This is a genomic window from Ruegeria sp. HKCCSA071 (assembly GCF_017872555.1).
Lineage (GTDB): Bacteria > Pseudomonadota > Alphaproteobacteria > Rhodobacterales > Rhodobacteraceae > Ruegeria.
Genome location: NZ_JAEDOX010000019.1, coordinates 17,215 through 30,095 on the forward strand (window position 1 = coordinate 17,215; position 12,881 = coordinate 30,095).

A 12,881-nucleotide genomic window follows, 5' to 3' on the forward strand; every position below is an offset into this window, starting at 1 on the left:
TTTGCCGATCCGCAGCTCCCTTAGCTGCCCACCAAATACTCATCTTATAGTTGTATGTCATTAAATGCACATACAAGTGCGTTGTTTCAAAGTGCGATCTGCGCTAGGCATATTTACTGTTGAGACGAAAAAGCCCGGCACATTCGCGCCGGGCACTGACTGAAAGGACTTTGTGGAAGCTCATATGCGCACACTCACAACGCTGAATTGAGCAACCTAATCAGGCTTCTAGTCTAAGTAAACGGGGATGAGTGTCAACATGGGACTGGCTGATTGGTATTGCTATCGGCGTGGTTCAAATGGTCGCGGACAGGCCGCAGTTGGCACAGAAAACAACAGGTAACACCATGACGGAAATCTCGAAACTCACCGAACTACGCAAACTGATGCAAAGCATGGAGCGGACGCTTGGGCTGGAAAAACTATCTCCGGTTGAGCGCGACATCTACTACGCCGCGGAAGAGCTTTCAAAATCCACTCAAGAAGTGCGTACGTTCGGTTTGATCGAGCATACTTTGGTTCAAAGCATTTCGCGCCCAACTTTTTTCCGCGCGCTGAAATCGCTGGTTGAAAAAGGCTATCTTTCGCAAAGCGGCAGCGCCAATCGCGGGCGGTACATCGTTCATGCCCCCAGATGATGCGCCCCGTGCGCGCACGATGCGGTAATTGCGATGCGCGGCTGGGCGACTGACACCCTTGCGGCTTCACTGGCTTACGTGCTTGCGTCGATACTGACCTTCGCTGTGCTGATGCCAATGCAGAACGTGTTTTTTCCGGAATACCCAAGCCGGGCGAGCCTGCTGTTTTTGCCGCATGGCGTCCGGGTTCTGTCGGCCTGGCTGCTGGGGTGGCGCGCAGTATTTGCATTGCTGCCGGGTGTGTTCATCGTCTTTGCCTATCTGGCGGGAACGGATGTTTTCCTGCCCACCCGCCTGCTGGCAATTGCTGTCGCAGTCCTGACGGTACCTGCGGTTTTCTATCTGCTCAAGGCTGTCGGATGGGACCTGTTCCCCAACCCGAACCGCAAACCCTGCTGGATTTGCGTTATGGGCGTGGGCATAGCCACATCCTTTCTGGTCTCTGGCCTGACCAATCTGGTCTTTGGCAGTGCAACGGTTGAATACATCGCGTTCCTGATCGGCGACATCTCGGGCCTGTTCTTTCTGATGCTGGGTCTCTACTTCGCGTTCCGATTTGCCGACAGGCGACCGGGCTAGCGCCTTAGCCCATCAGGCCACGCCGCAGCAGGTTCAATCCCGCCACCAGTAAAACGAACAGCGTGGCCTTGCGAAAGCTGGCCTGATCGATGCGATCCTGCAGTTTCAAACCAACCCACATCCCTAGCATCGCAGGAACGATCAGGATTACTGAAAACGGAACCGTTTGCACGCGCAGAATACCGGACCAGACATGCGCGGACAGCAACATGACCGCGCCCAATCCATAGATGACGCCCTGAATTCGGATCTGCTCGGCCTTCGAGGTATTCAAGGCCGTCAGGTAAGCAACTGTGGGGGGACCCCAGATGCCCGACATGCCACCCACGAACCCTGCCACACCGCCAACAATAGCCTCAACACCGGGTGATGGATGATTTAGCACCAGCCTGACACCCAGAACCTGCACAAGGGCGAAGAAGGACACGAATGCGCCGATCAGCAGCAGGAAGACCGAGCCGGGCACCAGCGTAACCAGCTGTGCGCTCAGCACCAGAAAAATACCGCCAACGACCAGGAAAACCCGAAACCGGCGAATGGAGCTGAGTGCGGCGCTGGCGCCCCCGCGAGAAGCCTGAACGCCATTGGTGACAAGGGTCGGCAGAATGAGCCCCGCCAGGGTCAGATCCGGCGGCAGAAACGAATTCAGGCCAGATACAAACAACATGGGCATGGCAAATCCAACCATGCCCTTGACCCATCCGGCGGCAAAGGCAACGGCGATGGCAAGTAACAGCTCTTGCGGCGACAGAAGGGAAAACAGGTCCATGCCTTCTAGATATCATCTGGATTTTCTTCTGCATTGCAAAAATGATAAGGTAATTTTTGAACTTTCTAGCAGTAAAATGAGTATTTTTGTTGCGCTGCACGTGCAGCATGATATGACCAGACGACCGAGGAAAGGACGCGATTCATGGCCCATGACGGACAGGATATGACCCAAATGACAACTGATGCAGTTTTGCCCGATCTTCTGGACTTAACGCGGGCCGCCGTGCCTGCTGTGGACGCCGTTTTTGAAAAAGCCCGCGCATCCGTGCGTGGCATGGTGACCGCCGAGGGCCGGGTTTCTGGCGCACTGATCGAAGCAAATCAGACTGCTGCGCATGGTCTGGCCTGGCTGGCGACATATTCTCAGTCGCTGCAACAGATGCAGCGCTGGGCCGAAGCGCTGCAAGCCGAAGGCAAATTTGGCGAGATCGAGCAGTTGCTGCACCAGATCGCGTTTGGTGAATATCTGCACCAGGTCGCGGGCGGTATTCCGATGAACCAGGGCGAGGTGGTGCGTCTTCAGGATTTGGGCCTTGGCTGGGATGCGCTGTCGGGCTTTCAGTCGACCGAAGTGCAGACCCTGATGGCGCGGGCCAATTCTCAGGCTGCGCGCAGCCGTCTGGTTGCACTGATGCAGGATCAGGCCGGAGCTACGATGTTCGGCGCGTCCGGTCTGGATGAAGAGCTTGAGATGATCCGGGACCAGTTCCGCCGCTACGCGCAGGAAAAGGTCGAACCAAACGCGCATGACTGGCATCTGAAGGATGAACTGATTCCGCTGGAAGTCATTGAAGAACTGGCGGAAATGGGCGTTTTCGGCCTGACCATCCCCGAGGAGTTCGGTGGATTCGGCCTGTCCAAAGCGTCGATGTGCGTGGTGTCCGAGGAACTGTCTCGCGGCTATATCGGCGTGGGTTCGCTGGGGACCCGATCCGAGATTGCGGCCGAGTTGATCATCGCAGGCGGCACCGACGCGCAAAAGGCACAGTGGTTGCCAAAGATCGCCAGCGCCGAGATCCTGCCGACCGCCGTTTTCACGGAACCCAACACCGGTTCGGACCTTGGCAGCCTGCGCACGCGCGCGGTCAAGGATGAGAATGGCGATTACAAGATAACCGGCAACAAGACCTGGATCACCCACGCCGCGCGAACCCATGTGATGACCCTGCTGGCGCGGACCAACCCCGACAGCACCGACCACCGCGGCCTGTCCATGTTCCTGGCGGAAAAGACACCGGGCACTGACGAGAACCCCTTTCCCACCCCCGGCATGACCGGTGGCGAGATCGAGGTGCTGGGCTATCGCGGCATGAAGGAATACGAGCTGGGTTTTGACGGCTTCCATGTCAAGGGTGAGAACCTGTTGGGCGGCGAAGAAGGTAAAGGTTTCAAGCAGTTGATGGAAACCTTCGAAAGCGCGCGCATCCAGACCGCCGCCCGCGCCATCGGCGTGGCACAGTGTGCGCTGGACATCGCCATGCAATATGCGATCGACCGCAAGCAGTTCGGAAAATCTCTGATCAACTTCCCGCGCGTGTCCGGCAAGCTGGCGATGATGGCGGTCGAGATCATGATCGCGCGTCAGCTGACCTATTTCAGCGCATGGGAAAAAGATCACGGCCAGCGCTGTGACCTTGAGGCCGGTATGGCGAAGCTGCTTGGTGCACGTGTGGCCTGGGCTGCGGCGGATAACGGGTTGCAGATTCATGGCGGTAACGGCTTTGCGCTGGAATACAAGATCAGCCGCGTTCTGTGTGACGCGCGTATCCTTAACATTTTTGAAGGGGCTGCCGAAATTCAGGCACAGGTCATCGCACGGCGTCTGCTCGGGTGACCCATTCCGGCAGTCCTGTTTCCCCGACTGGCCCGGCGCTTGCGCCGGGTCTTTTTCCTGTATTGTACAATCTGTACGCGGTCCGAACCATGCAGAGTACGTTTTGTACAAAACATACCAATGCCCCTCGTGGCCCGCGTGGCGGTCACAAATGACCCACGTGTTTCAAAACTTCCCCCTTTGATCCCGCCCCTTTCACCGGTAGAGCATCAGCCGGACACGAGACGGAAAAATAACTTTTGGGAAACCGCATGACCCGTTCTTTCCTTGCCATGTGTGCTGTTCTTGCGGCTCTTGCTCTGTCGGCTTGCACCACCCCGCAGCCGACGGTGAGCCGGAACGATATTGATGCGCTGGCACAGTCGATCCAGGCGCTTGGGCCAGATGTTAATCCGGCTGAGGCACAGCAAGCGGCCACGATTGCCTATGCCTATTCGCAGCAGCTGAAGCAGGACTGGAACGTCACCGACCCGGCGATCATCCACAATGCCAAGATCATCAACGGGTTCCGCGAAAAGGGTCTGTGCAATGACTGGGCTGAAGCCATGACCAAACGCCTGCGGCAGGAAAATTTCCGGACGCTGGATTTGCATTGGGCCACGTCGCCGCCGACCCCGCTGCGCATCATCCACCATTCGGCATCGATCAGCGCCAAGGGGGACACGATGTATGATGGCATTATCCTGGACCCCTGGCGCTACAGCGGTGCCTTGTTCTGGGCGCCGGTGCGCGAGGATACGCGATACAACTGGGCACCCCGGCTGGAAGTGCGCGAGCGGCTTCTGAACGGGTCTTTGCCCTACTGACCCGGTTCCGCCGATAGGGCTGATACGCTAGAACCCTGCCATGACACGCCTGATCCTGACCCTGCCTTTGATGGCCCTGTTTCAATGCGACAGGGATGAAACCGTCGCCGCCTATGGCGCGGCAGACCGGACATGGGCGTTGCAGGAGATCGACGGACAGCCCTTTGCCGCCAGCGCCCTGCTTTGGTTCCCAGAAGAGGGCAGGATCGCCGGAAATGCCCCCTGCAACGGCTATGACGGCACGCTGAACGCGCCCTACCCGTGGTTCGAAATTCAGGACCTGAGAGCAACGCGGGCCGCCTGCGCCGGGCTTGAGGCCGAAGGGGTCTATTTCGCCGCCCTTTTGGCCATGACCCAGTCCGAAGTGTCGGGCGATGTGCTGATCCTGCGCAATGAGGACGGGCACGAGATGGTGTTTACAGCCGCCGAGTGACCTGATCCACGAACCGCGCGCGCGCCTCGGGCAAAGGGTTATGCCCCAGCGCAGGGGCGACGCGGCGGTTCAGGAAATACCCGGTTGTGCGCAAAGCTTCGGCAATCTCGGCATCCGGCGCGGTGCCTTCACCCCGCAGACAGGGTGGCAGCGGCAACATCTTGTCTGCCCAATCCCCGGCCCCTTTGGCACTGACGGCGCGCCCGGTCTTGGGCGACACATAGATCAGCCCCTCGGTTGTGCCGGTCGCGGCGCAGGCAGTCAGATCAAGGCCAAAGCCAAGCTCGTCCAGCAGCGCCAGCTCCCATCGCAGGTAGGCCAGCGGCCAGATCTCATCCTGTCCCAGCAGGTCCATCAACCGTTCGGTCCGGGTATATAGCGCGGGGTGCGCCTCCCGTTCAGGCAAGCAGAAGGTCAAAAGCGACACGACGGCGTTCAGCCCGGACAGGGCCAGCCGCCCGGAAAACGCCGCCGCCGCGCGCGAGCGCAGGGGTTCGACCTGAAAGGTGCCGATATGTTCTTCCAGCCGCGCACGCCACAGCACGTCCAGCTGCGCGCCGGGTTGCAGGATTGGTGCGATCTTGCGGCTGGTCCCGCCCCGCACCACACCGGCATGACGCCCGTGGGATTCGGTAAAGACCTCGATAATCGCCGAGGTTTCGCCGTGGCGGCGAGAGGTCAGTAGAATGCCGTGATCGCGCCAGTCCAATTCGGGGTCCTGTCGGTGAATAAGTTGTGGTGTTCCCAGAAAATCGTGAAGGGGTCCGTTCTGCAATGGTTTTACACATCAAACGCGGAAAGATACGTCAATCGCTTGGTCCTACCGCAGGGGGCTAGTAATCTAAGTGGGACTTAGCCGCCTTATGCGGATGCAGCAAACTTGGGAAGCCGGGTGAGGCACGATGCAAGGATGTCTCGTCATACTGCAGCTGATTTCCCGAGAGCGGTCATCCCGACCACTTCAATTGAAGCCGACCGGAACCGGCCATTTGGTTTTATTTTGATCTGATAGGCACCTAGAACGGGTGCAGATTGCGCCGGTCGTTGAGTTCTACCGATTCAGATTGGATGGGTATTCGCGGGCGAAGGTTTGCGCCAGTGGCTTTTTTGGTAGCTTCTTCGAGCTTCGCTCAAAATCCCGCAATTCGTTCAATCACCCAAAAGGCGGCTAGACTACCGATGCCGTAACTTGTCACGCGTTCTAGCTGAACCGCTTGCTCCTTTATCGCCGGGTATAGAAGCCGGGCCGCGAACCCAATGGTCAGTACCACAACGATAAACAGAACCTGACCAAGCTCCACCCCGAGGTTGAAGGCAAACAGAGCCAGTGGAATGTCCCCATCAGGCAAGCCGATCTCTCTCAGCGCCCCGGCGAATCCCAGGCCATGTATCAAGCCGAAAGAGAAAGCGACGATCCAGGGTGAACGCGTGGCCAACGGGTCACGGTTCTCCGGTGAAAGCGACAGCTCATAAGCGAGGAACACGATTGAGAGCGCGATCACTGCCTCGACAGGTGGAGGAGGAATGTTCAGCCAGCCGAGAGTGGCCGAAGCCAACGTGATGCTGTGTGCAACGGTGAATGCCGTGATCGCCCATAACAACCGACTGAGATCGCGAACCAGCAGCACAAGCGCGAAGACAAAAAGCAGGTGATCGAGGCCTTCGAGGATGTGCGTCACTCCGAGCGCTACGTAGCTCGAAAGGATGTCGAGAAACCCAGGATTCTCAGGTACGGTGAATGCGGTTTCGGTCGACGTCAGGCGACGCACCTGCGTCTGTCCGGGTTCCAATTCGTACCGCACCAGGGTTTCCGTGCTGGTCTGCTCGAGCCCGACGATCTCGATCACACCGCCCTCAAGGCCTCCTGGACAGGTGGCGATCCATCCGGTTGTCCAGGCACGTCCATCAAAGGACGGTGACGGAGACGGCTCATGTGAACAGTTCGCTGGCAGGCGAGCCTCTATGGGCATCTTTCGACCGTTCACGTCAGGTGCGCGCCAGGTCACGCGCCAGCGCTCCTGCCCCATGGACGCGAGTTCGAGATACCCTGGATCAAGCGCGTGGGCTGGCGCGTATCCCGGCAGACAAATGGCGAAAATGGCAAACAGAGGTACCAGAAACCTTTTCATCTTTTCAACACTTCTTCGGCGTTGGGCAAGCTCACGGTGTAACGATCCAGCAGTGCCTGACCGAAGCTTTCGCGCATCTTCTTTGTCTCAGCCGCGAACCATTCGGCCTTTACGCGGTCGCGGATTTCGGACAGCGGTGGCAGCACGGCGTCCATTCTCTCGATTACCCGAACGAGATGCAGGCCATAGCCGCTCTCGACCGGACCCTGCCATTTTCCGACCGGCAGGTCCGCCAGCGCCTCGTGGAACCCCTCTCCGAGTGTGCGGTCGATCACCGGTGCAGGCGTCATTGGAAAGGATTGTGGCAGTAGAGTAGCCTGTCCCAGCGTCGCCGGGTCGGCACCGTTCTCCAACAGCGCCAGAAGCTCGGAGGTATCCCGATCTCCGGGCACAACGATCTGTTCCAGAGCCATTCGAGCGGGTTGCGTGAACCGTTCCGGGTTTTGTTCCAGATACGTCTGAAGCATGTCCTCATCCGGTTCCACCATCGCGGCGCCAGATTCTGCGAGGAACTTCATCTTCTGGTTCAATCGCTGGCGTATAACCACGTCGCCCCGATCAAGTCCGAGGATCAGCGCCTCGCGGACATGGGCCTCTTCCAGCGCCCACGATTGCATCAAGTTCTCCAACTCCCGGATCGTTGGGGGGCGGTTCCAGGTGGCAATGAAGTTCTGCACTAGTCGGCTTGCCTCGCTCTCGGTCAAGCTGATCATATCGGGGCTGAGCGCAACTGGCTCATCCTCGATCGCCGTGTATACGGCAAAGATCAGGGCACCAAGCGCGAAGAAATGGACAAGCGGAGAAAGAAAAAGCGTGCGCATGCGTATCATCAGACCTTCGGGTATCAGTTGCCACGAAAAGGTAAGCTCTACGGTCGGCGATGCGATTGCAAGCTATTACACAAAACCAAACTTATATTGACACATATACAATTGCTAACCTCGCGACCCTTACCGCCGGATTCCATGCATTCTACGATGAACAAGGGTATCGTGGTACGGAAGCTCTGGCACCAAACGGGCGCCCTCAATCAGGCCGGATTGCCCGCGCCAAATCTCTATACCAATCACGACGTCCGTTTGATCTCGGTCATGGGGACTGTTCGACCAAACCGCTAAAATATGGTTTTATGCTAAAACAGAAGCGTTGGGAGGAGAAGACATGGAACAGCAGAGACACGCCGCCGTAAAAAACGCGATTGCCTTGCTCGCAACGACTGTCCTCACTACGGCAATGCCAGCCCATGCGCAGGAATGGACCCCAACTTCGGAACAGCTCGCCGATACCTATCCAGCGCCGGCCTATTCGCCCTATGCTGGTCGAACTTTCCCGGAACGACCACTCTGGGGTGAGACGCATCTTCATACGGGACAATCTATGGACGCCGGAGGTTTCGGTGCGCGCCTTGACCATGAGGATGCTTATCGTTTTGCGCGCGGGGAAGAAATCACCGCGTCCTCTGGCCAGCCTGTTCGCTTGTCGCGCCCATTAGACTGGCTGGTTATTGCAGATCACTCGGACGGTATGGGCATGATCTTCGACGCCCTTGCAGGCAATCCGTCGGTTACGCGCTATGAACAGGGCAAGCGTTGGTCCGATGGGTTCCGCGCGGGCGGACAGACAGCAGTGGATACAGCGCTTGACCTGATCGGAAGCGTTTCTCAGGGCGCCATCGAAGAGGAAATGTTCAACAATTACATGCCCGGCTCGCGAAGGTTCGCAACGATTTGGTCGGACAACCTCAAGACCGCCGAGCGCTTCTACGAGCCCGGCATCTTCACTCCGATGCTCGGGTTCGAATGGACCTCACTCGTGGCGGGGAACAACATGCATCGCAACGTGATCTTCCGTGATGGACCGGATCGCGTTGGACAGATCGTACCCATGGTGATGACGCCGCCCTGGGGCAGTCCCGATCCGATGGATCTCTACGCCTATCTCGAGGACTACGAGAAAAAAACCAACGGCGCGGTTCTGGCGCTCGCACATAATGGCAACTTGTCCAACGGGGTGATGTTTCCAATCGACATCCGGTTCGACGGATCCCCCGTCACGCAGGAATATGTGGAAGCCCGAGCCAGATGGGAACCGCTCTATGAAATTACGCAGATCAAGGGCGACGGTGAGGCACACCCGTTTCTCAGCCCGAATGACGAGTTTGCCGACTATTACAACTGGGATGTAGGCAACCTCGATCTGTCTGAAGCCAAAACCGACGATATGCTCGCGCGAGAGTATGCTCGCGAAGCGTTGAAGAGCGGGCTGGCCCTGGAAGCAGAATTCGGAACAAATCCTTACAAGTTTGGCTTCAGCGGGGCGACAGACAGTCATACAGGTCTTGTGACCGCCGAAGAAGAGAATTTCTTTGGCAAGCACACCGGCTACGAGCCGTCCGCAGAGCGGTTACAACACCCTTTCATGAAGAACGAAAACGGTGAGCTTTTCGCATGGCAGATGGTCGCCGCCGGTCTCACGGCGGTCTGGGCCGAGGAGAATACTCGCGAAAGCATCTTCGACGCCATGGCGCGCAAGGAAGTCTATGCCACGACCGGCCCCAGAATATCGGTTCGTTTCTTCGGCGGTTGGAACTTTGACGAGGCCGACCTGGCTTCTCGTATTCCGTCTACCGTCGGGTATTCGAAAGGCGTGCCCATGGGCGCCGACCTGTCCGCTGCGCCCGACGGGGCCGAGGCGCCGACATTCATGGTGGCCGCGCTAAGGGATCCAATCGGAGCCAACCTTGACCGCATCCAGGTCGTGAAGGGCTGGCTCAATGAGGATGGCACGACCAGCGAAGCCGTCTACGACGTCGCCTGGTCCGACGGGCGCGTCCCCGGCGCGGATGGCAAGCTGCCTGCGGTAGGCGATACGGTGGATGTGGCAACGGCGAGCTGGGCCAACTCGATCGGCGCATCCGAACTTGCGACGATCTGGACCGACCCGGACTTCGATCCCGCCCGCCCAGCCTTCTACTACGTCCGAGTATTGGAGATCCCCACACCGCCTTGGTACGTCTACGATGCCTATCGCTACGGGATCGAGATTCCTGAAGGCGCACCGACATCTCAGCAGGAGCGTGCCTACACATCTCCCATATGGTACACACCGGCAGGCTGACGGATGGTGAAATTGGGATGACAGTAACCCTCGACCACCCGTTCGACGGAGCGGTCGAGAACGCAATCGCAGCGCTTGCGGAAGAAGGCTTCGGGGTCCTTTCGCGCATCGACCTCGACAAGCTATATTGTGGAGTGGCTTGGGAAGCCTTTCACAGCTATTCAATTCTTGGGGCAAGCAACCCCAAACTTGCATTCCGGACAGTGAACGCAGGCCCAATGTGGGTTTGCTCTTGCCCTTTGAAGTCACGGTCGAGGAGTTTGAGGCCGGGTCAATCGTCAGAATAGTGGATTTCGGTCAAGTCATAAACGTGGAAGACCTAGCTCAAAGACTGCGCGACGAGTACCAGCACCACGTCGGCGTTTGACAACAGATCGCTGAGCGCACCCCATTTGGAGATGAATGGATAGCCAGTAACGCTTGCCGCGAGCAATGCGAGCGTCCGCGTTCATCGCTGTGAGACAGCGATGGTACCTGATTGGACTTTGCGACCGGCCTGCTGCAGTAGCGAAATCTGTGATTTCCGCTCGGTCGGATTGGGTTTTTCGTTGAAAACCTCTTGCTTGATCGTGAGGTAAGTCGCTGATTCAATTCTCCCCGAGGATGGGAGGACTGAGCGATGATGGGGCCGAAGCAGGAAGCCCAGGCGGTATTTCTCTTTTGTGGATCATTTTCCCTAAGATCACCTGTTGCGCTCGATTGATCGCCTTGTCGATCTGGATGGTATCCGCGCGCGCCACAGCACATCCAGCTGCGCGCCGGGTTGCAGGATTGGTGCGATCTTGCGGCTTGTCCCGCCCCGCACCACACCGGCATGACGCCCGTGGGATTCGGTAAAGATCTCGATAATCGCCGAGGTTTCGCCGTGGCGGCGAGAGGTCAGTAGTATGCCGTGATCGCGCCAGTCCAATTCGGGGTCCTGTCGGTGATTAAGTTGTGGCGTTCCCAGAAAATCGTGAAGGGGTCCGTTCTGCAATGGTTTTACACATAAAACGCGGAAAGATAGGTGAAACGCTTGGTCCGACGGCAGGGGGCTGGGCATCTATGCGGACAAAGCGGTCTGTGGTTCTCCAATCAAATCGGCCGACCTTGGGTTTACAGTACACGGTTGTGGAGAGTGAGAAGGATTAGTTGTCTTCACTTCCGGAAGTATAGTGTCTCAATTGGCACCCTTATTGCATGCTGAGCAGGACGTTATGGCTCACGAGCGTCCAGATACCCTCCGGTTAAGCCCTTTTGAGTGTCAGATGGTATCGTCCCAAAATTAGGTTGTTGGTTGTTCGGGTGCATCCCCCAGAGCCAGCAGCAAAAGAATAGCCAAAAGGGGTGATCCAACCAGACCGATCAGGAACCAGATCAAACCAGACCGGTTGCGCCGCCCTGCCATCGTGATCGGCAGGATATAAAGCCAGATCACGACAACCAGCAAGATGAGCATAAAAATCAACTGGATAACTGGTGCGTCCATGAAATTTTGCCTTTCGTATCTTGACGCCATTTTTAAAACGGCTGATCCGGTTAGATAGACAATGGCCCGAAAGCGTTTTCGGGTATTAATTTAGCCCAACATGGGTCCCGGGCGTCCCAACCCTCTCCCTTTGGGTTCCTTGGCTATCAGACAGTGCCGTCCAAATGTTTGGTGTTTTCCGGGTCACAAGGTAGCAAGGTCGGCAAAACGGATAAAGTGGGTGTTCAAGGAACCTTTTAAAGTGCCTTTTCAATGAACTTTGAAAAAAGCTCACCCTGCGAGTTGATCCTAAGTTTCGCGTAAATGTTGCGTCTGTGGATGCGGACTGTGCCTGGAGAGATGCCGAGAATTGTGCCGACAGCTTCTGCCGAATGGCCCTTCAACGTGAACTCAACGACTTCTCTTTCTCGTGGTGTCAGAACGCCATCGCCAAATGCCTGGAATGCAAGATCGACGCGACGACTAACGCCATTCGCTGCGGTGCCGCGGGCCATCGTTGGAAAGCCACTCCAATGTTTGCAACAGGCTGCCCGAACGAGCGGCCATAGAGCGAGCAAATGACGAATTTCCTTGGCTGAAAAAGGCTTCTCTGCACGCATGAGGGAGACCACAACCATCCCAGTGCTTGGGATATCGATAAAGTAGCCAATCTCCTCTGCTAACCCAGTCCTTTTGTAATAGCTGCGATAGTATTCGCCCTGATAGAACCTGTCCGGTGCGATATCACGCATGCGGTACAGACCCGGTGTTATCGGTTTTGTCGCGGCCAAAAAAAATGGATCAAGCACGTAGGGTCCGGCTTGGTAGTCCTCAACAAAAATACGCCGCTTGCTTTTGGGAAAATCGTCGTGAAGGTCTATTGGTGCTTCGGTTCCGACATGGCCAAATACTACTGTAAAATCGAATGGTGCAACCTGCCGCAAGCCATCTGCCAAAGCACATGGAAATTCCGGGGTTCCAATCTTCTCCACGACCCGGCCGGCCTCTTCCATCCAATCGTACACACGCTGCTCCAGATTTTCGAAAAGCAGCTCTATACCCCAATTGTGGTATATACAACTAATCGGAGTTATTGTTACTTTTTCCCTGTTTGAGTGGTATGCCAA

Annotated in this window: 12 protein-coding genes and 1 pseudogene; 6 read left to right on the forward strand and 7 right to left on the reverse strand. The window is 57.1% G+C overall.

The annotated features are described in order from the left end of the window. The first annotated feature begins 251 nt into the window (after window positions 1-251). Window positions 252-638, forward strand: coding sequence for a hypothetical protein (locus I9188_RS19310; protein WP_348540358.1), 387 nt, complete (start codon window positions 252-254; stop codon window positions 636-638). A gap of 33 nt (window positions 639-671) precedes the next feature. Next, the gene (locus tag I9188_RS19315; RefSeq protein WP_209506308.1) at window positions 672-1,217 is read left to right on the forward strand and encodes a hypothetical protein; all 546 of its coding nucleotides are present in this window, start codon (window positions 672-674) and stop codon (window positions 1,215-1,217) included. A 4-nt stretch (window positions 1,218-1,221) separates the two neighbouring features. On the opposite strand, the gene I9188_RS19320 is transcribed toward I9188_RS19315, so the two are convergent. Continuing rightward, window positions 1,222-1,986, reverse strand: coding sequence for a sulfite exporter TauE/SafE family protein (locus I9188_RS19320; protein WP_209506306.1), 765 nt, complete (start codon window positions 1,984-1,986; stop codon window positions 1,222-1,224). Window positions 1,987-2,130: 144 nt separating this feature from the next. Between I9188_RS19320 and I9188_RS19325 the strand changes: the two genes are divergently transcribed. The 3 genes from I9188_RS19325 to I9188_RS19335 all read left to right on the forward strand — a co-directional run bounded on the left by I9188_RS19325 (window position 2,131) and on the right by I9188_RS19335 (window position 5,061). Further along, window positions 2,131-3,822, forward strand: coding sequence for an acyl-CoA dehydrogenase family protein (locus tag I9188_RS19325; protein ID WP_209506304.1), 1,692 nt, complete (start codon window positions 2,131-2,133; stop codon window positions 3,820-3,822). Between the two features lie 251 nt (window positions 3,823-4,073). Continuing rightward, window positions 4,074-4,628 (forward strand): hypothetical protein, encoded by a 555-nt coding sequence (locus tag I9188_RS19330; RefSeq protein WP_209506302.1) that lies wholly within the window; start codon window positions 4,074-4,076, stop codon window positions 4,626-4,628. A 40-nt stretch (window positions 4,629-4,668) separates the two neighbouring features. Continuing rightward, a complete protein-coding gene (locus I9188_RS19335) occupies window positions 4,669-5,061 on the forward strand; it encodes an META domain-containing protein (protein ID WP_209506300.1) in 393 nt (130 codons plus the stop codon). On the opposite strand, the gene recO (I9188_RS19340) is transcribed toward I9188_RS19335, so the two are convergent. The 3 genes from recO (I9188_RS19340) to I9188_RS19350 all read right to left on the reverse strand — a co-directional run bounded on the left by recO (I9188_RS19340) (window position 5,045) and on the right by I9188_RS19350 (window position 8,011). Beyond that, window positions 5,045-5,770, reverse strand: coding sequence for a DNA repair protein RecO (gene recO / locus I9188_RS19340; RefSeq protein ID WP_209506298.1), 726 nt, complete (start codon window positions 5,768-5,770; stop codon window positions 5,045-5,047). The genes I9188_RS19335 and recO (I9188_RS19340) overlap by 17 nt on opposite strands. A 421-nt stretch (window positions 5,771-6,191) precedes the next feature. Beyond that, on the reverse strand, window positions 6,192-7,190 hold the full coding sequence (locus I9188_RS19345; protein WP_209506296.1) for a HupE/UreJ family protein: 999 nt from the start codon (window positions 7,188-7,190) through the stop codon (window positions 6,192-6,194). Beyond that, window positions 7,187-8,011 (reverse strand): peptidylprolyl isomerase, encoded by an 825-nt coding sequence (locus I9188_RS19350; RefSeq protein ID WP_209506294.1) that lies wholly within the window; start codon window positions 8,009-8,011, stop codon window positions 7,187-7,189. The genes I9188_RS19345 and I9188_RS19350 overlap by 4 nt, the downstream gene beginning before the upstream one ends. Window positions 8,012-8,351: 340 nt before the next feature. Between I9188_RS19350 and I9188_RS19355 the strand changes: the two genes are divergently transcribed. Next, window positions 8,352-10,307 carry a DUF3604 domain-containing protein gene (locus I9188_RS19355; protein ID WP_209506292.1) on the forward strand — a complete coding sequence of 652 codons (1,956 nt, stop codon included), beginning with the start codon at window positions 8,352-8,354 and terminating at the stop codon, window positions 10,305-10,307. A 724-nt stretch (window positions 10,308-11,031) separates the two neighbouring features. On the opposite strand, the pseudogene recO (I9188_RS19360) reads toward I9188_RS19355, so the two are convergent. From recO (I9188_RS19360) to I9188_RS19370, 3 genes and pseudogenes are all read right to left on the reverse strand, one after another. Beyond that, a pseudogene (gene recO, locus I9188_RS19360) lies at window positions 11,032-11,217 on the reverse strand (DNA repair protein RecO); the annotation flags it as partial. A gap of 354 nt (window positions 11,218-11,571) precedes the next feature. After that, complete coding sequence (locus I9188_RS19365; RefSeq protein ID WP_058283652.1) at window positions 11,572-11,775, reverse strand: hypothetical protein; 204 nt, start codon at window positions 11,773-11,775, stop codon at window positions 11,572-11,574. A 236-nt stretch (window positions 11,776-12,011) separates the two neighbouring features. Continuing rightward, window positions 12,012-12,779, reverse strand: coding sequence for a helix-turn-helix transcriptional regulator (locus tag I9188_RS19370; protein ID WP_348540359.1), 768 nt, complete (start codon window positions 12,777-12,779; stop codon window positions 12,012-12,014). Window positions 12,780-12,881 lie beyond the last annotated feature (102 nt).

Bases quoted from the DNA above. Each gene is read 5' to 3' on its own strand.
- I9188_RS19345 (WP_209506296.1), bottom strand. From the start codon at position 7,190: ATGAAAAGGTTTCTGGTACCTCTGTTTGCCATTTTCGCCATTTGTCTG.
- I9188_RS19350 (WP_209506294.1), bottom strand. From the start codon at position 8,011: ATGCGCACGCTTTTTCTTTCTCCGCTTGTCCATTTCTTCGCGCTTGGT.
- I9188_RS19365 (WP_058283652.1), bottom strand. From the start codon at position 11,775: ATGGACGCACCAGTTATCCAGTTGATTTTTATGCTCATCTTGCTGGTT.
- I9188_RS19320 (WP_209506306.1), bottom strand. From the start codon at position 1,986: ATGGACCTGTTTTCCCTTCTGTCGCCGCAAGAGCTGTTACTTGCCATC.
- I9188_RS19315 (WP_209506308.1), top strand. From the start codon at position 672: ATGCGCGGCTGGGCGACTGACACCCTTGCGGCTTCACTGGCTTACGTG.
- I9188_RS19325 (WP_209506304.1), top strand. From the start codon at position 2,131: ATGGCCCATGACGGACAGGATATGACCCAAATGACAACTGATGCAGTT.
- I9188_RS19355 (WP_209506292.1), top strand. From the start codon at position 8,352: ATGGAACAGCAGAGACACGCCGCCGTAAAAAACGCGATTGCCTTGCTC.
- I9188_RS19330 (WP_209506302.1), top strand. From the start codon at position 4,074: ATGACCCGTTCTTTCCTTGCCATGTGTGCTGTTCTTGCGGCTCTTGCT.
- I9188_RS19335 (WP_209506300.1), top strand. From the start codon at position 4,669: ATGACACGCCTGATCCTGACCCTGCCTTTGATGGCCCTGTTTCAATGC.